Below are 19,464 nucleotides of genomic sequence, written 5' to 3' on the forward strand. Positions count from 1 at the left end.
TGGGCCAGCAGCTCGCGCGGGCTGAAGGGCTTGACGAGGAAATCGTCGGCCGCGAGCTCGAGCAGCAGCACACGGTCCATCTCGTCGCTGCTGCCGCTGATCATCACGATCGGCAGCGCGGGGAAGCGCTCGCGCAGGCCGCGCGCCAGTGTCAGGCCGTGCTCGTCCTTCAGCCGCAGGTCGAGCAGCACCAGGTGGTGCGGCGCCGCGGCGAGCGCCGCGAACATCTGCGCACCGTCGCCGGCCATGCCGACGTCGAAGCCGGCCTGGGTCAGCGCGTCGTCCAGCGAAGCGCGCAGGTCGGGGTCGTCGTCGACGACGAGGACGCGCTGGCGGACGGGGGCAGGGGCGAGGGCAGGCATGCGCGCGAGTGTGCACCGGGGTGGGGTGTCCTCCAATCCCGGGCGTTCCCGGGTTGCCACCCGGGCTACTTGCTGCCGAACCGCGCTTCGCCCTGCTTGCGGAACTCCTTCGGCGTCATGCCCTTGATCTCCAGGAAGCGCCGGTTGAAGTTGGCCACGTTGTTGAACCCGGCGTCGTAGCAGACGTTGGTGATGTACCGGTCGGTCTCCATCAGCAGCTGGCAGGCGCGCGTCACGCGCAGCCGGTTCACGAAATCGGTGAAGGTGTTGCCGGTGGCGCGCCGGAAGTAGCGCGAGAACTGGCTCTCGCTCATGCCCACGCGCCGGCTCAGCTCGGCCATCGAGAACTGGTTGGCGCTGTTCTCGGTGATGTAGTCGACGATGGTGCTGATCTGCGCCAGCGAGGTGTCGTCGTCGAAGCTCTGCAGCGGCATGCTCGACAGCAGCCGGTAGTCGCTGCACTCCGACAGCTCGCCCAGGAACTCGAGGAACTCGGTGAAGCGCTTCAGCCCGTGCAGGCTGCGGATGCGCACCAGCCGCTCGCGCGCGCGGTCGCTCATGCCGAAGAACTCGATGCCGTGGCGCGCCCGCTCCAGCAGCGGCAGCACGTCGCGCAGGTCGGGGATCAGGTCGGTCGCGCGGCGCAGCGGCTCGTCGGAGAACTGCAGCACCACGTCGCGCAGCGGCACGCCCTCGGGCGGGATGTCGGTGGAGATCCAGTTGTGCGGCAGCCGCGGCCCGGTCAGCACCAGGTGGCCCGGCTCGAAATGCCCGATGTAGTCGCCGACGAACACCTTGCCGCGTGTCTCGATGATCAGGTGCAGCTCGTACTCTTCGTGGTAGTGCCAGCGCACCAGCGGGTTCGGCACGCCGTGCTCCAGGCAGCGCACGTAGCCGTAGGTGCCCTCGGGCTCGTAGCCGAGGTTGGAGTCGCGCACGAAGTCGTGCTCGAGTTCGGGGCTGCGGATGCGGTTCGTGTTCATGGGTCGCTCACGAGGGCGGATTCTCCACCCGCCGGCAACACCGCGGCAACGGCGATGTCTCAGCCACGGCCGTTCTCCGCCAGGAACTGCCTGACCTCGCCATGCGCCTGCTGCAGCGCCGCCACCAGCCGCGCGTCGCCGGCCAGCGGGCCCCACAGCAGCGGGTCGCAGCTGAACGCGGCCAGCGGATCGGCGTCGTCGAAGATCGCATGCGCGCTCGCCGCGTCCATGCCCTGGTCATGGTATTCGTAGCTCAGCTCGCCGCGGTGCCACAGCTTGAGGAACTCGAAGAACAGCGCCGGCAACCGGGCCACCTTCGCGATCGACGCGCCGCGCGCCAGGCACTCGCGGAAGGTCGGCCACAGGAAGCCCGAGATCTTCGCGTAGCCGTCCATCGCGACGCGCTGGTTGGTGTCGCGCAGGTACGGGTTGCCGAAGCGGTCGATGACCACGTCGCGGTAGGCCGCCAGGTCCAGCGGATACGGCTTCGTCGACGACTCCAGCGACGGGATCACGTCGTCGGTGACGTACTCGAAGGCCATGCGGCGGATCGCCGGATGCGCGACGTCCTCGTGGATGTACTGCAGGCCGAGCAGCGTGCCGGCCCACGCGAAGCAGCTGTGGCTCGCGTTCAGGATGCGGATCTTGGCCTCTTCGTAGGGCAGCACCGAGGCCACCATCTCGGCGCCGGCCTTCTCCCAGGCCGGGCGGCCGTTGATGAAGTGGTCCTCGATGACCCACTGGATGAAGCGCTCGCCCATCACCGGCGCGCCGTCGTCCAGGCCGGTCGCGGCCTTCACGCGCTGCGCGACCTCGGGCAGCGGGCGCGGCGTGATGCGGTCGACCATGTCGTTCGGCGAGCTGGTGTTCGCCTCGACCCAGGCACGCAGCGCACTGTCGCCGCGGCGCGCCAGGAAGTCGATGAAGCCGGCGCGGAAGCGCTCGCCGTTGCTGCGCAGGTTGTCGCAGTTCAGCAGCGTCACCGGGCCGGCGTTGCGCTGCCTGCGCTCGGCCAGGATCGCCGCCATCGCGCCGTAGATCGTGCTGCGCGTGGTGCCGGCCAGGTCGCTGGCCAGGTCGGCGAAGCTGTCGTCGAGCCGGTCGTGCTCGTCCAGGTAGTAGCCGGCCTCGGTGACGGTGAACGAGATGATGCGCGTGGCCGGGTCGGCGCCGATCGCCACCAGCCCGGCCAGGTCGGGCGTGTACGGCACGATGCGGCGGATCGCGGTGATGCGCTCGTAGAAGCGCTCGCCGGCCGGCGACACCGTCTCCAGCGTGTAGGCGCCGCCCTGTGCCTGCAGCGCGGCGACGGTGTCGGCCATGTCGGGGCGCAGGTTGCCGGCGGCGATCTGCCAGCCGGTGTCGCCCTGGTTGATCAGCTGCTGCAGGTAGACCGCCTGGTGCGCGCGGTGGAACGAGCCGAGGCCCAGGTGGAGGATGGTCAGTGGCGCGGTGTTGGAAGAGATGCTCATGGTGTCTAGGCGGCCTGCTGCAAGGCGCGCAGCGTCCGTCCCTGGGCGTCGAAGAGGTGGAGGGCGGTGGCATCGAAGACGATGCCGACGTTGTCGCCCGGCTTGAGCGTCGTGCGTTCGCCCTGGCGCGAGACCAGTGCGACGTCGTTGCCGACGCGGGTGTGGATCAGCGTGTCGGAGCCGAGCGATTCGATCAGCTCGACGCGCCCGGGGATGCCGGTGCCCGGCACGCCGACCCGCACGTACTCGGGCCGAACGCCGACCGAGCCGTCGGCCGGCAGGCGGGCGCCGGCCAGCCGCGTCAGCTCGGGCACGGCGGCGGTCGGCAGCACGTTCATCTGCGGCGTGCCGATGAACTGCGCGACGAACTGGTTGGCCGGGTGGTCGTACAGCTCGAGCGGCGAGCCCACCTGCTCGATCATGCCGTCGCGCAGCACCACCACGCGGTCGGCCAGCGTCATCGCCTCGACCTGGTCGTGCGTCACGTAGATGGTGGTGGCGCCCAGGTCGCGGTGCAGGTTGGCGATCTCGACGCGGGTCTGCCCGCGCAGTGCCGCGTCCAGGTTGGACAGCGGCTCGTCGAACAGGAACACCTTGGGCGCGCGCACGATGGCGCGGCCGATGGCCACCCGCTGGCGCTGGCCGCCCGACAGCTCCTTGGGCGTGCGCTGCAGGTACTGCGTGAGGTTCAGGATCTTCGCGGCGCGCTCGACCTTCTGCTGGCGCGTGGCCACGTCGACCTTGGCCAGCTTCAGCGCGAACGACATGTTGTCGAACACCGTCATGTGCGGGTACAGCGCGTACGACTGGAACACCATCGCGAGGTCGCGCTTGGCCGACGGCACGTGGGTGATGTCGCGCCCGTCCAGCTGCAGCGAGCCCTGCGTGGTCGATTCGAGCCCGGCGATCAGGCGCAGCAGCGTCGACTTGCCGCAGCCCGAGGGCCCGACGAAGACGACGAACTCGCCCTTCTCGATCTGCAGGTCGATGCCCTTGATGGTGCGCACCGGGCCGAATTCCTTGACGATGCCCTTGAGTTCAAGAAACGACATGTGGTTCTCCTTACTTGACGGCGCCGAAGGTCAGGCCTTGGACGAGTTGTTTTTGACTGAACCAGCCGAACACGATGATGGGCGCGATGGCCAGCAGCGAGGCCGCCGACAGCTTGGCCCAGAACAGGCCCTCGGGGCTGGAGTACGACGCGATCAGCGCGGCCAGCGTGCCGGCGTGGGCCGAGGTCAGGTTGAGCGACCAGAAGGCCTCGTTCCATGCCAGCACCAGGCACAGCAGGCCGGTGGACGCGATGCCGCCCATCGTCAGCGGCAGGATCACGTGGCGGAACTCGTCCCACACCGTCGCGCCGTCCAGCCGCACCGCCTCGAGGATGTCGTTGGGCACCTCCTTGAAGGCGCTGTAGAGCATCCACACCATGATCGGCAGGTTGGACAGCGTGAACACGATGATCAGCGCCGGCAGCGAATCCAGCATGCCGGTGGTCTGCGCCATCACGTACACCGGCACCAGCGCGCCCACCGCCGGCATCATCTTGGTCGACAGCATCCACATCAGGATGTCGCGCGTTCGCTTCGTGCGGAAGAAGGCCATCGAGTACGCCGCCGGCGCGGCGATCAGCAGGCCGAGGACGGTCGACACCAGGCTCGTGATCAGCGAGTTCTTCGCGTACAGCAGGTAGTCGCTGCGCGCCTGCACCTCGACGAAGCTGGAGAGCGTGGGCGTGAAGACCAGCTGCGGCGGCACCGCGATGGCCTGCATCTCGGTCTTGAAGGCCGTGAGGCCCAGCCACAGCAGCGGGAAGAACAGCAGCAGCGAGATCGCCCACGCGAAGAAGGTGCGGACGTACGGGAAGCCCTTGGGGTAGGAGGAGGTCATGGCGTGCGTCCTTCAGTCGAGGTTCTTGCCGACCATGCGGATCAGGAAGACGGCCGCGATGTTGGCCAGCACCACCGCGAACAGCGCGCCGGCCGAGGCCACGCCGACGTCGAAGTTCATCAGCGCCTGCTTGAAGATCAGGAACGCGAGGTTGGTGCTCTCGTTGCCGGGCCCGCCGCCGGTGGTGGTGAAGATCTCGGCGAACACGCTCATCAGGAAGATCATCTCGATCATCACGACCACCGCGATCGAGCGCCCCAGGTGCGGCAGCGTCAGGTACCAGAACTGGTGCAGCGCGTTCGCGCCGTCCATGCGCGCCGCCTCCATCTGCTCGCGGTCGAGCGACTGCAGCGAGGTGATGAAGATCAGGCAGGCGAACGGCAGCCACTGCCACGACAGCATCACGATCACCGATGCGAGCGGCAGGTCGGTCATCCAGTCGACCGGCGTCGCGCCGAAGAAGTGCCACACGTGGGCCAGCACGCCGTAGATGGGGTTCATCATCATGTGCTTCCACAGCAGCGCATTGACCGTGGGCATCACGAAGAAGGGCGAGATCAGCAGCACGCGCACCAGGCCCTGGCCGGGGAAGGGCTCGTTCACGAGCAGGGCCAGGCCGACGCCGAGCACGACGGTGATCACGATCACCGCGCCCAGCAGTTCGAGCGTCTGCAGCACCGCCGGCCAGAAGTCCGGGTCGGTGATGAAGTAGTGGAAGTTCTCGATGCCGACGAAGGTCTTGTCGCCGGGTTGCATCAGGTTGTAGTGCACCAGCGAAAACCAGATGGTCATCACCAGCGGGACGATCATCCACAGGAACAGCGTGGTGACCGCCGGCGCCATCAGCGCGCGGGGCAGGAATCGGGTCATGGCGTGAAGCCTCCGTCAGGCGCCGCGCCCCGGCCGGGTTGCGGCGCGGGGGGCGGACAGGGCTAGGGAGGGGAAGGCCTATTTCTTGTAGTAGCCGCCTTTGGTCATTTCACGTTCCGCAGCCGTTTGCGACGTCTTCAAGGCCTGGTCGACGGTGACCTTGCCCGACAAGGCCGCGCTCATCTGCTGCCCGACCGCGATGCCGATCGCCTGGAACTCCGGAATGGCCGCGTACTGCACGCCCACGTACGGCGACTTCGGCAGCGTGCTGTCGTTCGGGTTGGCGCTGTTGATCGCCTTCTGCTCCTCGACCGCGAACTTCGCGACCTTCTGGAACTCCGGGTTGGCATAGGTCGACTTGCGGGTGCCGGTGGGCACCGTGTGCCAGCCGCCGCTCTTGGCGATCAGGTTGACGTAGTCCTTGGACGTGGCCCAGGTGATGAACTTCTGCGCCGCGTCGGCCTTCTGCGACGACGCGGGGATCGCGAGGTTCCACGACCACAGCCAGTTCGCGCCCTTGGGCGTGACGGCCTGCGGCGCCTGCACGAAGGCCACCTTGTCGGCCACCTTCGACTGCTTCGGGTCGCTGACGAAGGACGCGGCGATCGTCGCGTCGATCCACACGCCGCACTTGCCTTCGTTGAACAACGCCAGGTTCTCGTTGAAGCTGTTGGCCGACGCGCCGGGCGGGCCGTACTTCTTCATCAGGTCGACGTACTGGCCGATCGCGTCCTTCCACGGCTTGGTGTCGATCTGCGGCTTCCACGACATGTCGAACCACTGGCCGCCGTAGGTGTTGACCATGGTGGTCAGGAAGGCCATGTTGTCGCCCCAGCCCGGCTTGCCGCGCAGGCACAGGCCGTACACGCCCTTGGCCGGGTCGTGGATCTTCGAGACGATGTCGGCCATCTGGGCCCAGGTCGGGTTGGGCGGCATCGTCAGGCCCTTGGCCTTGACCAGGTCCTCGCGGTACATCGTCATCGAGCTCTCGCCGTAGAACGGGGCGGCGTAGAGCTTGCCGTCCAGCGACAGGCCGCTGCGGATGGCCGGCAGCAGGTCGTCGACGTCGTAGGCGGCATCGGTCTTGATCTCCTTCAGCCAGCCCTTCTTGCTCCAGATCGGCGCCTCGTACAGGCCGATGGTCATCACGTCGAACTGGCCGCCCTTGGTGGCGATGTCGGTGGTGACGCGCTGGCGCAGCACGCCTTCTTCCAGGGTCACCCACTTCAGCGTGATGCCGGGGTTGGCCTTCTCGAAGTCCGCGCTGTGCTTCTGCATCTCGATCATGTGGCCGTTGTTCACGGTCGCGATCACCAGGTCGGCGGCCTGGGCGGTGCTGGTGGCGGCGAGGGCGCCCAACGCGCTCCAGGCCAGAACCACGGCAGTCTTGCGTGTCATGTGTGTCTCCTCGTTTGTGGGATGGCTGCGATGTGATGCCACATCCGCAGGCGCAACGATAGGCGTATGCCTTTGAGAGATTTGGTACGGACCCTGCCAAGGGCTGTACTTTCTTGCGTCGAAACCCCGGGGTTTTCCTGGATTTCGGGGAGAGGGGTTCTGTTGAGTTGGCGCGCGGCGTCCCCACCTGAGGGCTTCCCGCTGCTGAACCAGGGTCTGCCATGTCCTTTCCCGTGTTGCCCGTGGCCTTGCTGGCCGCCTTCCATGCCTACATCGGCACGCGCCTGCTGGGCGCGCTGCCCGCGCCCTGGGTGTGGGTGGGGGCGGGCCTGCTGGCCGGCCTGTTCGTGCTGGTGCTGTCGGCCGCAAGCCCGATCCTCGGCCGGCGTTCGGCCACCGGGGTGCTGGCCTGGGCCGGGCTGATCGCGATGGGCTTCTTCTCGACGCTGCTGGTGTTGACCTTCGTGCGCGATGCCGGCTTGCTGGCGTGGGGCGGCTGGATCCTGGCGACGTCGGGCGCGCCCATCCCGGCCTCGGCGCTGCAGGCGTCGGCGCTCGCGGTGCCGGCGCTGGCCGGGGTGGCCAGCCTGCTCGGGCTGCTGAACGCGCGGCGCCGCCCGGGCGTGCGGCGTGTCGACGTGCCGATCGCCGACCTGCCGCCGGCGCTGGAAGGTTTCACGCTGGTGCAGATCAGCGACCTGCACGTCGGGCCGACGATCCGCAAGGGCTTCGTGGACCGGGTGGTCGATGCGGCGAATGCGCTGGATGCGGACGTGATGGCGCTGACCGGCGACCTGGTCGACGGCCGCGTGCCCGAGCTGTCGGAGCACACCGCGCCGCTCGGGCGGCTGCAGGCCCGGCATGGCGTGTTCGCGGTGACCGGCAACCACGAGTACTACTCGGGCGCCCCGGCCTGGGTGGCCGAGCTGCGGCGGCTCGGGATCACCGTGCTGATGAACGAGCACCTGCTGCTGAAGCACGGGGCAGGGCGCCTGCTGCTGGCGGGTGTCACCGATTTCGGCGCGCACCACTTCGACGAGCAGCAGCGCAGCGATCCGGCGCGTGCCCTGCATGGCGCGTCCGACGAGGCGCATGCCAAGGTGCTGCTGGCGCACCAGCCTCGCAGCGCGACGGCGGCGGCCGAGGCCGGCTTCGACCTGCAGCTGTCAGGCCACACGCACGGCGGGCAGTTCCTGCCGTGGAACCTGTTCGTGCCGTTGCAGCAGCCCTTCGTGGCCGGGCTGCATCGGCTGGGACTTCTGTGGGTCTACGTGAGCCGGGGGACCGGCTACTGGGGGCCGCCGAAGCGGCTGGGCGCACCGTCCGAGATCACGCGGCTGCGGCTCGTGCGGGCGTGACATSCCGGATTGGCATCCGGGCTACCTGGTGTTCGTAGGCCGGACGGCAATCCGGGGGTCAACCGGCACGATTTGCAGGCAGGCGCGGCGGGGCACTCTTCGGATGGGCGGCCGGGCGCTCGAGACCCGCGTGATCGCGCGGATCCCGCGACGGGCCTTCGACCCGGCGGCGACGGGCGTCGGGACGCTCTGAAACCTGGCGCATGGAAACACTCCTGCGGGCAAAGGCCCGTGCGGAATGGGGCAATCGGCGTGCCCGCCGATGTCAGTGCCTTTCCGACAGGCGCCCCAGCACCAGCCGCGCCGTCGACAGGTTGGTCGCACACGGGATGTCGTGCACGTCGCAGGCCCGCACCAGCGCATTGATGTCGGGCTCGTGCGGCTGCGGCGTCATCGGGTCGCGCAGGAACACCACCAGGTCGATCTCGCCCTGCGCCAGCTTCGCGCCGATCTGCAGGTCGCCGCCGAGCGGACCGCTCAGCATGCGCTGCACCGTGAGCCCCAGCTGGTCGTGCAGCCGCCCGCCGGTGGTGCCGGTGGCGACCAGCGTGCAGCCCTGCAGGAACGGCAGGTACTCGCGCGCCAGCTCGACCATCGCGTCCTTCTTGTGGTCGTGGGCGATCAGCGCGATGCGGGGGGCGGTGGCGGTCATGGTGTCGGACGGCGAAGTGAGGCGCACATGCTAAGCCAGCCCCGGCGACGGGCGTGCGCTTCAGTGCGGCTTCTTCGGGCGCCGGAACGACTTGGGCCGGTAGACGTTGCCGTCCCATTCGCCGCTGCGAGCGCGCTCTATCGCGTCGCGCGTCTCGCGGCGCGCGCGCGGCCAGCGCCATGCGCGTGTGCCGTTGCGGCGCAGCGCATGCCAGAGGCGCTGCATCGCGAAATCGAACTGCAGCCGGCGCCGCGTGCCGAGCGACAGCCGGACCAGCAGGACCACGCAGACCAGCAACACGATGCCGGCAAGGATTTTTTCAACCACGGAATGATTTCAAGAGCGAGCGAACGGGCTTGTCGGCATGGTAGCCAGTGGCGGTCAACCCTGCGCGTCGCGAGGGGCCCTCGTTCGCGGGATGCGTGGATTGCTACCGGCTGCCGCTGCCGGCGCGGGCGCCGCGCGGCAATGGTCGATGAAGGCGCGCAGCTTGGCCGGCAACTGGCGCCGGTTCGGGTAGTAGAGGTGGAAGCCCGGCTGCGTCGGCCAGCTCTTCGGCAGCACCGGCAGCAGCCGCCCGTCGGCCAGCGCCGGCGCGACCTGGCGCTCGAAGGTGTAGGCGATGCCCAGCCCGTCGAGCGCCGCGTCCATCATCGACAGGCTGTCGCTGACGGTGATCCGGCCCTCGACCTTGACCTCGACGCGGCGCGTGCCGCGCAGCAGCTCCCAGCGGTAGATCGCGCCGCTGGTCGGGAAGCGGTAGCGCACGCAGGCGTGCCCGCGCAGCGCGTCGAGGCTGGCCGGCATGCCGTGCCGCGCGACATAGGCGGGCGACGCGACCATGCAGGTGCGCTCGTGCGGCGTCAGCTGCGCGGTGACCATGTCGCGCTGCACCGATTCGCCCAGGCGCACGCCGGCGTCGAAGCCGCCGGCGACGATGTCGACGAAACCGTCCTCCAGCACCAGCTCGACCTGCACGCCCGGGTGGGCGTCGAGGAAGCCCGGCAGCAGCGGGCGCAGCAGCATCGCATGCACCACGTGCGGCGCGTTCAGGCGCAGCACGCCGCTGGTGCCGCCGCGGTCGTCCTCGAGTTCGGCCGCCGCTTCGTCGAGCTCGGTGACGGCCGGCGCCACGCGCGCGAGGAAGCGCCCGCCCGCTTCGGTCAGGCCCACGCTGCGCGTGGTGCGGTGCAGCAGCAGCACGCCCAGGCGCGCCTCCAGCTGCTTGACCGCCTGGCTGACCGCCGGCGGCGTGACCTCGAGCGCGGCCGCCGCCGCGGTGAAGCTGCGCTTCTGCGCGACCGTCACGAAGGCCACGAGGCCGTCCAGCCGGGTCAGGTTCATTGTGAAGCTCCGCTACATGCTTCACGAAGATTATGGCGGTTTATCTTTCGAATGCAGCTGCCTAGAGTTCGCTCCATCGCAACACGACACCGACGGAGCACAGCATGCAAGCCACCTCTCGCCACGACGGCCTCGACAGCTACTTCACCCTGGGCCGCAGCGGCCTGCGCGTGAGCCGGCTGTCGCTCGGCGCGATGACCTTCGGCACCGAATGGGGCTGGGGCGCCGACCGCGCGGCCACGCAGCGCATCTTCGACCAGTACGTGGATGCCGGCGGCAATTTCATCGACACCGCCGACGTCTACACCAACGGCACCAGCGAGCGCTGGCTGGGCGAATTCGTCAAGGCCCGCCAGGCGCGCGACCAGCTGGTGCTGGCCAGCAAGTTCACGTTCAACCTCGGCGAGAAGAACGGCAACATCGGCGGCAACGGCCGCAAGAACATCCTGCGCGCGGTGGAGGGCTCGCTGCAGCGGCTGGGCACCGACTACCTCGACCTGTACTACCTGCATGCCTGGGACCAGGTGACCCCGGTCGAGGAGGTGATGCGCACGCTGGACGACCTGGTGCGCGCCGGCAAGGTGCGTCACATCGGCCTGTCCGACGTGCCGGCCTGGTATGCCGCGCGTGCGCAGACGCTGGCCGAGTGGCGCGGCTTCGAGCCGGTGTCGGCGCTGCAGATGCAGTACTCGCTGGTCGAGCGCAACCTGGAGCACGAGTTCAGCCGGCTCGCCACCGAGCTGGGCATGGGCCTCACGGTGTGGAGCCCGCTGGCGAGCGGGCTGCTGTCGGGGCGCTACCGCGCCGACACGCCGGCCGACGGGCGGCTGGCCGCGATGAAGGACAACGGCAACCCGGCTTTCCAGCACCTGACCGAGCGCAACTGGAAGATCGTGGCCGAGCTCGACCGCGTGTCGCGCGAGGTGGACCGGCCGATGGCGCAGGTGGCGCTGAACTGGGTCGCGAACCGGCCGGGCGTCGCGAGCGTGATCGTCGGCGCGAGCAAGCCGGAGCAGCTGGCGGTGAACCTGGGGGCACTGGACTTCACGCTGCCGGCGCAGCTGGTGGCGCGGCTCGACGAAGCGAGCCAGCCGGTGACGCCGTTCCCGTACTACTTCTTTACCAACGCGATGCAGGGGATGATGTACGGCGGGGCGACGGTGGGGGACAAGCCGGTGGGGTACCGGGCTCCCGTTCGCATCAGCGGTTCCGGCTCTGGCGTGGAGTGATGCCGCCTTCGCGCAATTGGTGCGGGCAAAGGCGCGGGCGGGCAGGCTGGGGCGCGCCGGATGGGGCGGTCCTCGCCCTGGCGGGCGATGACTTCCCTGCGCCGTCTGCTTTCAAGGCCCGTCGCCGAAACTCCCGCCGCTCGCTTCGCTCGCTGTGGTCAAACAGTCGGCGACAGTCAGAGGACGAAGCGCGCTGGCGCGCGCGGGCCTTGAAAGCAGCCAGCTCCGGCGCCCCATCCCTATTGGCGCTCCCCAGCCTGCCCGCCCGCGCCTTTGCTGAACCAGTGGCTTGTTGCGAACACCCCGGATTGCCATCCGGGCTACGCGAATTGGTAGCCCGGATGCCAATCCGGGGATCCACCTCACTTCAATTTCCAACGCTGGTCGTCCAGCGGCTCCAGCGCCCAATCCACCGAGGCCTTGTGGGCCCTCGAGGCCGTGCTGACCTTGCGCGCCACCAGCACCGCGCAGTTGCGCAGGTTGTCCAGGTCGCGCTTGCGCAGTGCATGGTTCGGTGCCGCGCTGTAGCAGCACAGCGTGCCGTAGGTGCTGCCGTCGGGCAGCACGATCGGCGTGCTGAGGTGGGCGCCGACCGCGATGTCGGTGTGCGGCAGGCCGATGTCTTTCGCGATCGCCGCGGCATCGGGCACCAGCTCGGGCATGCGCCCGTCGACCACCTGCTTGCACCAGCTTTCCTCCAGCGGATTGCCGTCGCCCGGCGCCATCGGCGGGTGCTCGCCCTCGACGAAGCGGAACACCCGCTGCCCGTCGACGAACTCCGAGACGAACACCACGTCCATCTTCAGCCGCTCGCGCAGTGCGCGCAGCACCTCGGTGACCGAGCGGTCGATCGACGGATCGGTGCCGTCGGCGGTGGCCACCAGCAGCTCGGAAATCTGCACCGACAGCTCGTCGGGTCCGAAAGCAGCGTCGTACATCGTCATGGCGCGCACTGTAGCCATGTTTCAAACATGACAAAACCGCGAGGGTTCGCGCTAACACTCGAAATCTGCCCTCGCGCGCCAGCCGCTGTAATGCCGCTCGAAGGACCGGTCCAGGTCCTCGCCCACCACGATGATGGAGACAACGATGAACCAACGACGCCTGTTCCTGGCGCTGGCTGCGGCCGGCTTTTCGTTCGCAACCGCCACCGCCGCGAATGCGGCCACGCTGAAGATCTCGTGCGGGGCCGTCGGCCAGGAGCTCGAGCTGTGCAAGACCGCGGCCGAGGCCTGGGCGAAGAAGGCCGGCCACACCGTCGAGGTGGTTTCGACGCCCAACGATGCGAGCGAGCGCCTGGCGCTGTACCAGCAGGTGCTGGGCTCGCAGTCCGACAAGATCGACGTGTTCCAGGTCGACGTGGTGTGGCCGGGCATCCTCGGTTCGCACTTCCTCGACCTGAAGCCCTACAGCAAGGGGGTCGAGAAGACGCACTTCCCGTCGATGGTCGCGAACGGCAGCGTACAGGGCAAGCTGGTCGCGATGCCGTGGTTCATCGATGCCGGGCTGCTGTACTACCGCAAGGACCTGCTGGACAAGCACGGCCTGAAGGTGCCGGTCACCTGGGAACAGCTGACCGACACCGCGCAGAAGATCCAGACCGCCGAGCGCGCCGCCGGCAACGACAAGATGTGGGGCTATGTGTGGCAGGGCCGGGCCTACGAGGGGCTGACCTGCAACGCGCTCGAATGGGTGTCGAGCTACGGCGGCGGCACCATCGTCGATGCGTCGGGCAAGGTGTCGGTGAAGAACCCGGCCACCGCGAAGGCGCTGGCGATGGCGGCATCGTGGGTCGGCACGATCTCGCCGACGGCGGTGCTGAACTACGCCGAGGAGGAATCGCGCGGCGTGTTTCAGGCCGGCAACGCGGTCTTCATGCGCAACTGGCCGTACGCGTGGTCGCTGGCGCAGCGCGACGACAGCCCGATCAAGAACAAGGTCGGCGTGGCAGTGCTGCCCAAGGGCGGCGACGCCGGCTCGAACGCGGCCGCGCTGGGCGGCCAGCAGCTGGCGGTGTCGAAGTACTCGAAGAACGCGGCGCTGGCGGCCGACCTCGTGATGTACATGACGAGCGCCGAGGTGCAGAAGGAGCGCGCGCTGAAGGGCTCGTTCAACCCGACGGTGTCGACGCTGTACCAGGACAAGGACGTGGTGGCGGCGAACCCGTTCATGAGCCAGCTGGCCGGCACCTTCGCGAGCGCGGTGCCGCGGCCGGCGACGGTGACGGCGTCGCGCTACAACCAGGTCAGCAACGAGTTCTGGAATGCGGCGCACGAGGTCTTGTCGCGCAGCGCGAAGCCGGAGGAGGCGGTCGCGAAACTCGACCAGCGCCTGAACCAGATCGGCCGCGGCGGCCGCTGGAATTGAAAGACCATCCCCGGATGCCAATCCGGGGTTCGTGATCCACAGCAAGGAGCACCCATGTCAGGCCTGACTCGCCAGCGCGTTCGCTGGGCGTGGTGGATGCTCGTGCCGATGCTGGTCGTGCTGCTCGCCGTCGCCGGCTGGCCGCTGGCCCGCACGCTGTGGTTCAGCCTCACCGACGCCTCGCTCGCCCACCTGGACGAGTGGAAGTTCATCGGCCTGGACAACTACGCAGGCGAGTACGGCGTGCTGCGCGACCCCGACTGGTGGCGCGCCGTGCTCGTCACCGGCGCCTTCGCGCTGCTGTCGGTGACGCTGGAGACCGTGCTCGGCCTCGGCGTCGCGCTGGTGATCAACCAGCCCTCGCGCCTGCGCACGCTGCTGCGTGCCGCGATGCTGGTGCCGTGGGCCATCCCCACCGTCGTCTCGGCGCGCATCTGGAGCTGGATGCTGCACGACCAGTTCGGCGTCGTGAACCACTACCTGATGGCCTTCGGGCTGATCGCGGTGCCGCTCGCGTGGACCGCCGACCCGACGCTGTCGCTGTTCACCGTGGTGATGGTCGACGTCTGGAAGACCACGCCCTTCATGGCCTTGCTGATCCTGGCCGCGCTGCAGATGGTGCCGCTGGACTGCTATGAGGCCGCCAAGGTCGACGGCGTGCCGGTGTGGCGCGTCTTCACGCGCATCACGCTGCCGCTGATCGTGCCGGGCGTCGCGGTCGCGGTGGTGTTCCGCACGCTCGACGCGCTGCGCGTGTTCGACGTGATCTACGTGATGACCTCCAACAGCCGCGCCACCAAGAGCATGTCGATCTACGTGCGCGAGCAGCTGATCGACTTCCAGCAGGTCGGCTACGGCTCGGCATCGGCGACGGTGCTGTTCTTCATGATCGCGCTGGTGACCATCGTCTACCTGGGCGCCACGCGCAAGGGCATCGAGGAGGCTTCGTCATGATCGCCGGCATCCACAAGCGCACGCCCGGCATGTCGGCGCTGTACTACGCGTCGGCCGCGCTGCTGCTGTTCGTCTCGCTGTTCCCGCTGGTCTATGCGATGTCGACCTCGCTGAAGCAGGGCACGGCGCTGTTCTCGCCCGAGCTCTGGCCGGCGCAGGCCACGCTCGTCAACTACGTGAGCCTGTTCCGCGACCAGCCGTTCGGCCGCAACCTGCTGAACTCGGCCTTCGTCGCCGGCGGCGTGGTCGCGCTGTCGCTCGCGCTCAGCCTGCCGGCCGCCTGGGCGCTGTCGCGCGTCAGCTTCCGCGGCCGCGGCACGCTGATGCTCACCGTGCTGTCGGCCTCGATGTTCCCGCAGGTGGCGGTGCTGTCGGGCATGTTCGAGCTGGTGCAGGCGCTCGGCCTGTACGACCACCTGGGCGCGCTGCTGCTGGCCGACCTGGTGATCACGCTGCCGTTCACGGTGTGGGTGCTGGTGACCTTCATGCGCCAGCTGCCCAAGGAAGTGGAAGAGGCCGCGATGATGGACGGGCTGGGCGTCTTCACGCTGATCTTCCGCATCTTCATGCCGCTCTTGTGGCCGGCCATGGTGGCCACCGGGCTGCTGGCCTTCATAGCGGCCTGGAACGAGTTCCTGTTCGCGCTCACCTTCACCATCAGCACCGAGCAGCGCACCGTGCCGGTCGCGATCGCGCTGGTCAGCGCCGGCAGCGGCTACGAGGCGCCCTGGGGTGCCATCATGGCGGCCTCGGTGATCGTCACGCTGCCGCTGATCGGGCTGGTCGTCTACTTCCAGCGCCAGATCGTCGCCGGATTGACCGCCGGCTCCGTCAAAGGCTGACCTCTTCTCACGACACGACATGACTGCACATTCCGAATGGTGGGCCGGCGCCTGCATCTACCAGATCTACCCGCGCAGCTTCCAGGACAGCAACGGCGACGGCATCGGCGACCTGGCCGGCATCACGCAGCGGCTCGACCACGTCGCGTCGCTCGGCGCCGATGCGGTCTGGATCTCGCCGTTCTTCCGCTCGCCGATGCGCGACTTCGGCTACGACGTCACCGACTACTGCGATGTCGACCCGATGTTCGGCACGCTGGCCGATTTCGATGCGCTGGTGGCGCGCGCCCATGCGCTGAAGATCAAGGTGCTGATCGACCTGGTGATCAGCCACACCTCGAAGGACCACCCGTGGTTCATCGAGAGCCGCGCCAGCCGCGACAACCCGAAGGCCGACTGGTACGTGTGGGTCGACCCGCAACCCGACGGCTCGCCGCCGAACAACTGGCTGTCGCTGTTCGGCGGCAGCGCGTGGCAGTTCGACACGCGGCGCCAGCAGTACTTCATGCACAACTTCCTGGCCTCGCAGCCGGACCTGAACTTCCACAACCCGCAGGTGCAGGATGCGGTGCTCGATGCGGCGAAGTTCTGGCTCGAGCGCGGCGTCGACGGCTTCCGCCTCGATACCGTCAACTTCTACGTGCACGACAGTCAGCTGCGCTCCAACCCGCCGCAGCCGCCCGGGCAGTACGCGGTGGGCGTGCCGCGCGCCAACCCGTATGCGATGCAGCGCCACCTGTACGACAAGACGCAGCCGGAGAACCTGGCCTTCCTGCAGCGCTTCCGTGCGCTGTGCGACCGCTACCCCGGCACCACGACCATCGGCGAGATCGGCGACGACAACGAGTACGCGACGCTGCGCGCCTACACCACCGGTGCGCGGCTGCACATGGCCTACACCTTCAACCTGATGACCGAGCGGCACGAGCCGCGCTACGTGCACCAGGTGCTGACCGAGATGCTGGCCGAGGCCGGCGATGCCTGGGTGTGCTGGGCGCTGAACAACCACGACGTGGTGCGCGTCGCGACGCGCTGGGCCGGCCTCGGCCCGGCCGAACGCGTGGCGCCGCTGCTGGTGGGCCTGCTCGGTTCGCTGCGCGGCTCGATCTGCCTGTACCAGGGCGAGGAGCTGGGGCTGCCCGAGGCGGTGATCCCGTACGAGCAGATCCAGGACCCGTACGGCAAGGAGATGTGGCCCGAGTTCGTCGGCCGCGACGGCTGCCGCACGCCGATGCCGTGGTCGGCCGCGGCGCCGAACGGCGGCTTCACGACCGGGACGCCCTGGCTGCCGGTGCCCGACGCACAGCGCCGGCGTGCGGTGGATGCGCAGTCGCCGCAGCCGGCATCGGTGCTGAACCGCTACCGGGCCTTCCTGCACTGGCGCGCGACGCAGCCGTCGCTGGTGCGCGGCGCGATGGCGCTGTTGCCGGCGCATGACCAGGTCGTCGCGTTCACGCGCGGCGAGGGGGTCGATCGGTTGCTGTGCGCCTTCAACCTGTCGGACCGGCCGGCGCGCCTGGCGCATGGCCTGCCGGGCACGTGGCAGGCGGTGGACGGGCACGGTTTCGGCGGCCGCATCGACGGCGGCGAGATCGTGCTGGAGCCGCAGGAAGCGGTGTTTGCAAGACCGTAGCCCGGATGCCAATCCGGGTGTGTGCATCCGAGAAGGAGTCGAACTTCCATGTCCCAGATCCAGCTCCGCAAGGTCCGCAAGAGCTTCGCCAACGTCGCGATCCTGAACGACGTCGACCTGACGGTCGAGCCCGGCGAGTTCTGCGTCTTCATCGGCCCGTCGGGCTGCGGCAAGTCGACGCTGCTGCGGCTGATCGCCGGCCTCGACGACGTCAGCGGCGGCGAGATCGTGATCGACGGCAAGGTGGTCAACGAGCTGCCGCCGGCGCAGCGCAACGTGGCGATGGTGTTCCAGAGCTATGCGCTGTACCCGCACATGTCGGTGCACGAGAACATGGCGTTCGGGCTGCGCCACAACAAGCTGCCCGAGGCCGAGATCGAGCGCCGCGTGGCCGAGGCCGCCAGCGTGCTCAAGCTCGAGGCGCTGCTCGAGCGCAAGCCGCGCCAGCTGTCCGGCGGCCAGCGCCAGCGCGTCGCGATCGGCCGCGCGATCGTGCGCCAGCCCAAGGTCTTCCTGTTCGACGAGCCGCTGTCCAACCTGGATGCGGCGCTGCGCATCAACACCCGCGTCGAGATCGCCAAGCTGCACCGCAAGCTGGGCAACGTCAGCATGATCTACGTGACGCACGACCAGGTCGAGGCGATGACGCTGGCCGACAAGATCGTGCTGCTGCGCCCGGATGCGGCGTCGAAAGGCCTGCTGAGCGTCGCGCAGATCGGCCGCCCGCTCGACCTGTACCACCGGCCGCAGAACCGCTTCGTCGCCGGCTTCATCGGCTCGCCGGCGATGAACTTCCTGCCGGCGGTCGCGGTGTCGGGCAGTGCGGCGCAGCTGGGTTTCCGGCTGGCGAGCGGCCTGGCCGGCGGCGCCGCCGTGGATGCCGCCGGCATCGCGGCGGACACGCCGCTGACGCTGGGTGTGCGGCCGGAACACGTGCAGGTGGGCCGGGGCGAGGGGCGGGGCCGCATCGCCCACCTGGAGCACCTGGGCGAGTTCAGCTATGCCTACATCGGCTGGCACGACGACGAGCCGCCGCTGCTGGCCAAGGTCAACGACGAGTCGCTGAAGCTGGGCGACAACGTCGCCTTCGAGCTGCCGGCGGACCAGGTGCACGCCTTCCGGGCCGACGGCGAGGCCTTGCGCCGCACCGCCGTCCACTGAGTTCTCTGCGGCGGCGGGCCGAGCTCGACCGAGGGGTTGTCATTCCCCAACGCCGGGCGTATCCAAACGTGAATCGGGGGCGGAAAGGCGGCTTGTACCTGGGACTGGGCCCACGCTTCGGTGATGTAATGACGGGCCGATCCGGCAGGGTTCCCGAGTTTCACCGTCCATGCGCGTGGTTGCCGTCATCAATCGCAAGGGAGGCAGCGGCAAGAGCACGCTGGCAACGCATCTGGCCGGCTGGTGTGCGCGGCGCGGCATCCGGGTGATGCTCGGCGACGTCGACCGCCAGCAATCCTCCCTCGCGTGGTTGAAGCGCCGTGCCGAGCAACCGCTGGCCCAGGGCGCGCCGGTCGTCGGATGGGCCGTCGACACCCGCAGCGTGCTGCGCCCGCCGGTCGGCATCACCCACGTCGTGCTCGACACCCCCGGCGGCCTGCGCGACAGCGAGCTGGCGCGGGTCGTCATGTATGCCGACCTGATCGTGATGCCGGTGTGCCATTCGGTCTTCGACCGCGAATCCGCCGCCGCCTGCCTGGAAGAACTGCGCACGCTGCCGCGCGTGGCCAGCGGCCGCTGCAAGGTGGCGATGGTGGGCATGCGGCTCGATGCGCGCACCAAGGCCACCGAGCAGATGGCGGCCTGGGCGGCCGCCGCGAACTACCCCTACCTCGGCGCGCTGCGCGAGACGCAGGCCTACGTGCGCTGCGTCGAGCAGGGCGCGACGCTGTTCGACATGCCGCCGGCCAAGGTCGAGGCCGACCTGGCGCAGTGGAAGCCCATCCTCGCGTGGGTCGAAGAAGGCTGGCAGGAAGCCACCAAGGCCGACGTGATGGCGCGCGCCGCCGCGCGCATGTCGGCACCGCAGACGCCGCCGGCTGCCGCACCGGCGGTCGCGCCGCGCGCACCGGCCCGTGTCGGCACCGCGGTGACGCGCGGCGTGCAGACC

At 69.0% G+C, this 19,464-nt stretch carries 19 protein-coding genes; 8 read left to right on the top strand and 11 right to left on the bottom strand.

The genetic code is table 11. The features are described 5' to 3' along the window. The 7 genes from AC1DYN_RS26555 to AC1DYN_RS26585 form a co-directional block, all read right to left on the bottom strand. Positions 1–362, bottom strand: a 362-nt coding sequence (locus AC1DYN_RS26555) for a response regulator transcription factor (RefSeq protein ID WP_477964697.1), incomplete at its 3' end; no start/stop codon positions are given. A 65-nt stretch (positions 363–427) separates the two neighbouring features. Continuing rightward, positions 428–1,345, bottom strand: coding sequence for an AraC family transcriptional regulator (locus AC1DYN_RS26560; RefSeq protein ID WP_477964699.1), 918 nt, complete (start codon positions 1,343–1,345; stop codon positions 428–430). A 59-nt stretch (positions 1,346–1,404) separates the two neighbouring features. After that, positions 1,405–2,817 carry a D-arabinitol 4-dehydrogenase gene (gene dalD / locus AC1DYN_RS26565; RefSeq protein ID WP_477964701.1) on the bottom strand — a complete coding sequence of 471 codons (1,413 nt, stop codon included), beginning with the start codon at positions 2,815–2,817 and terminating at the stop codon, positions 1,405–1,407. A 5-nt stretch (positions 2,818–2,822) separates the two neighbouring features. Continuing rightward, positions 2,823–3,869 carry an ABC transporter ATP-binding protein gene (locus AC1DYN_RS26570; protein ID WP_477964703.1) on the bottom strand — a complete coding sequence of 349 codons (1,047 nt, stop codon included), beginning with the start codon at positions 3,867–3,869 and terminating at the stop codon, positions 2,823–2,825. A 10-nt stretch (positions 3,870–3,879) separates the two neighbouring features. After that, entirely contained in the window at positions 3,880–4,707 is an 828-nt protein-coding gene (locus AC1DYN_RS26575; protein WP_477964705.1) for a carbohydrate ABC transporter permease, read from the bottom strand. A 12-nt stretch (positions 4,708–4,719) separates the two neighbouring features. Beyond that, positions 4,720–5,577, bottom strand: a complete 858-nt coding sequence (locus AC1DYN_RS26580) for a carbohydrate ABC transporter permease (RefSeq protein WP_477964707.1) — start codon at positions 5,575–5,577, stop codon at positions 4,720–4,722. Between the two features lie 78 nt (positions 5,578–5,655). Beyond that, positions 5,656–6,975, bottom strand: a complete 1,320-nt coding sequence (locus AC1DYN_RS26585; protein WP_477964709.1) for an ABC transporter substrate-binding protein — start codon at positions 6,973–6,975, stop codon at positions 5,656–5,658. A gap of 221 nt (positions 6,976–7,196) precedes the next feature. On the opposite strand from AC1DYN_RS26585, the gene AC1DYN_RS26590 reads away from it, so the two are divergent. Continuing rightward, complete coding sequence (locus AC1DYN_RS26590; RefSeq protein WP_477964711.1) at positions 7,197–8,333, top strand: metallophosphoesterase; 1,137 nt, start codon at positions 7,197–7,199, stop codon at positions 8,331–8,333. 265 nt (positions 8,334–8,598) lie between these two features. Here the strand turns inward: AC1DYN_RS26590 and AC1DYN_RS26595 are convergent, their stop codons facing one another. The 3 genes from AC1DYN_RS26595 to AC1DYN_RS26605 are packed head-to-tail and all read right to left on the bottom strand — an operon-like array spanning position 8,599 to position 10,329. Then, positions 8,599–8,985 carry a methylglyoxal synthase gene (locus tag AC1DYN_RS26595; protein ID WP_477964713.1) on the bottom strand — a complete coding sequence of 129 codons (387 nt, stop codon included), beginning with the start codon at positions 8,983–8,985 and terminating at the stop codon, positions 8,599–8,601. A gap of 60 nt (positions 8,986–9,045) precedes the next feature. Beyond that, positions 9,046–9,312 carry a hypothetical protein gene (locus tag AC1DYN_RS26600; protein ID WP_477964715.1) on the bottom strand — a complete coding sequence of 89 codons (267 nt, stop codon included), beginning with the start codon at positions 9,310–9,312 and terminating at the stop codon, positions 9,046–9,048. A gap of 54 nt (positions 9,313–9,366) precedes the next feature. Next, positions 9,367–10,329, bottom strand: a complete 963-nt coding sequence (locus AC1DYN_RS26605) for a LysR family transcriptional regulator (RefSeq protein ID WP_477964717.1) — start codon at positions 10,327–10,329, stop codon at positions 9,367–9,369. Positions 10,330–10,433: 104 nt separating this feature from the next. Here AC1DYN_RS26605 and AC1DYN_RS26610 point away from each other — a divergent pair, with 104 nt between their 5' ends. Beyond that, positions 10,434–11,558, top strand: a complete 1,125-nt coding sequence (locus AC1DYN_RS26610; RefSeq protein ID WP_477964719.1) for an aldo/keto reductase — start codon at positions 10,434–10,436, stop codon at positions 11,556–11,558. Between the two features lie 362 nt (positions 11,559–11,920). Here AC1DYN_RS26610 and AC1DYN_RS26615 read toward each other — a convergent pair whose 3' ends face one another. After that, entirely contained in the window at positions 11,921–12,502 is a 582-nt protein-coding gene (locus AC1DYN_RS26615) for a GAF domain-containing protein (protein ID WP_477964721.1), read from the bottom strand. A gap of 145 nt (positions 12,503–12,647) precedes the next feature. On the opposite strand from AC1DYN_RS26615, the gene AC1DYN_RS26620 reads away from it, so the two are divergent. The 6 genes from AC1DYN_RS26620 to AC1DYN_RS26645 all read left to right on the top strand — a co-directional run. Further along, the gene (locus AC1DYN_RS26620; RefSeq protein ID WP_477964723.1) at positions 12,648–13,925 is read left to right on the top strand and encodes an ABC transporter substrate-binding protein; all 1,278 of its coding nucleotides are present in this window, start codon (positions 12,648–12,650) and stop codon (positions 13,923–13,925) included. Positions 13,926–13,979: 54 nt separating this feature from the next. After that, positions 13,980–14,879, top strand: coding sequence for a carbohydrate ABC transporter permease (locus tag AC1DYN_RS26625; protein WP_477964725.1), 900 nt, complete (start codon positions 13,980–13,982; stop codon positions 14,877–14,879). Further along, a complete protein-coding gene (locus AC1DYN_RS26630) occupies positions 14,876–15,721 on the top strand; it encodes a carbohydrate ABC transporter permease (protein ID WP_477964727.1) in 846 nt (281 codons plus the stop codon). The genes AC1DYN_RS26625 and AC1DYN_RS26630 overlap by 4 nt, the downstream gene beginning before the upstream one ends. Before the next feature lie 19 nt (positions 15,722–15,740). After that, the gene (locus AC1DYN_RS26635; RefSeq protein WP_477964729.1) at positions 15,741–17,354 is read left to right on the top strand and encodes an alpha-amylase family glycosyl hydrolase; all 1,614 of its coding nucleotides are present in this window, start codon (positions 15,741–15,743) and stop codon (positions 17,352–17,354) included. A gap of 48 nt (positions 17,355–17,402) precedes the next feature. After that, the gene (locus AC1DYN_RS26640; RefSeq protein WP_477964731.1) at positions 17,403–18,515 is read left to right on the top strand and encodes an ABC transporter ATP-binding protein; all 1,113 of its coding nucleotides are present in this window, start codon (positions 17,403–17,405) and stop codon (positions 18,513–18,515) included. 169 nt (positions 18,516–18,684) lie between these two features. Further along, the coding region (locus AC1DYN_RS26645; protein ID WP_477964733.1) for a nucleotide-binding protein at positions 18,685–19,464 on the top strand (780 nt) is incomplete at its 3' end.

The organism is Rhizobacter sp. P2_D12 (genome assembly GCF_056404395.1).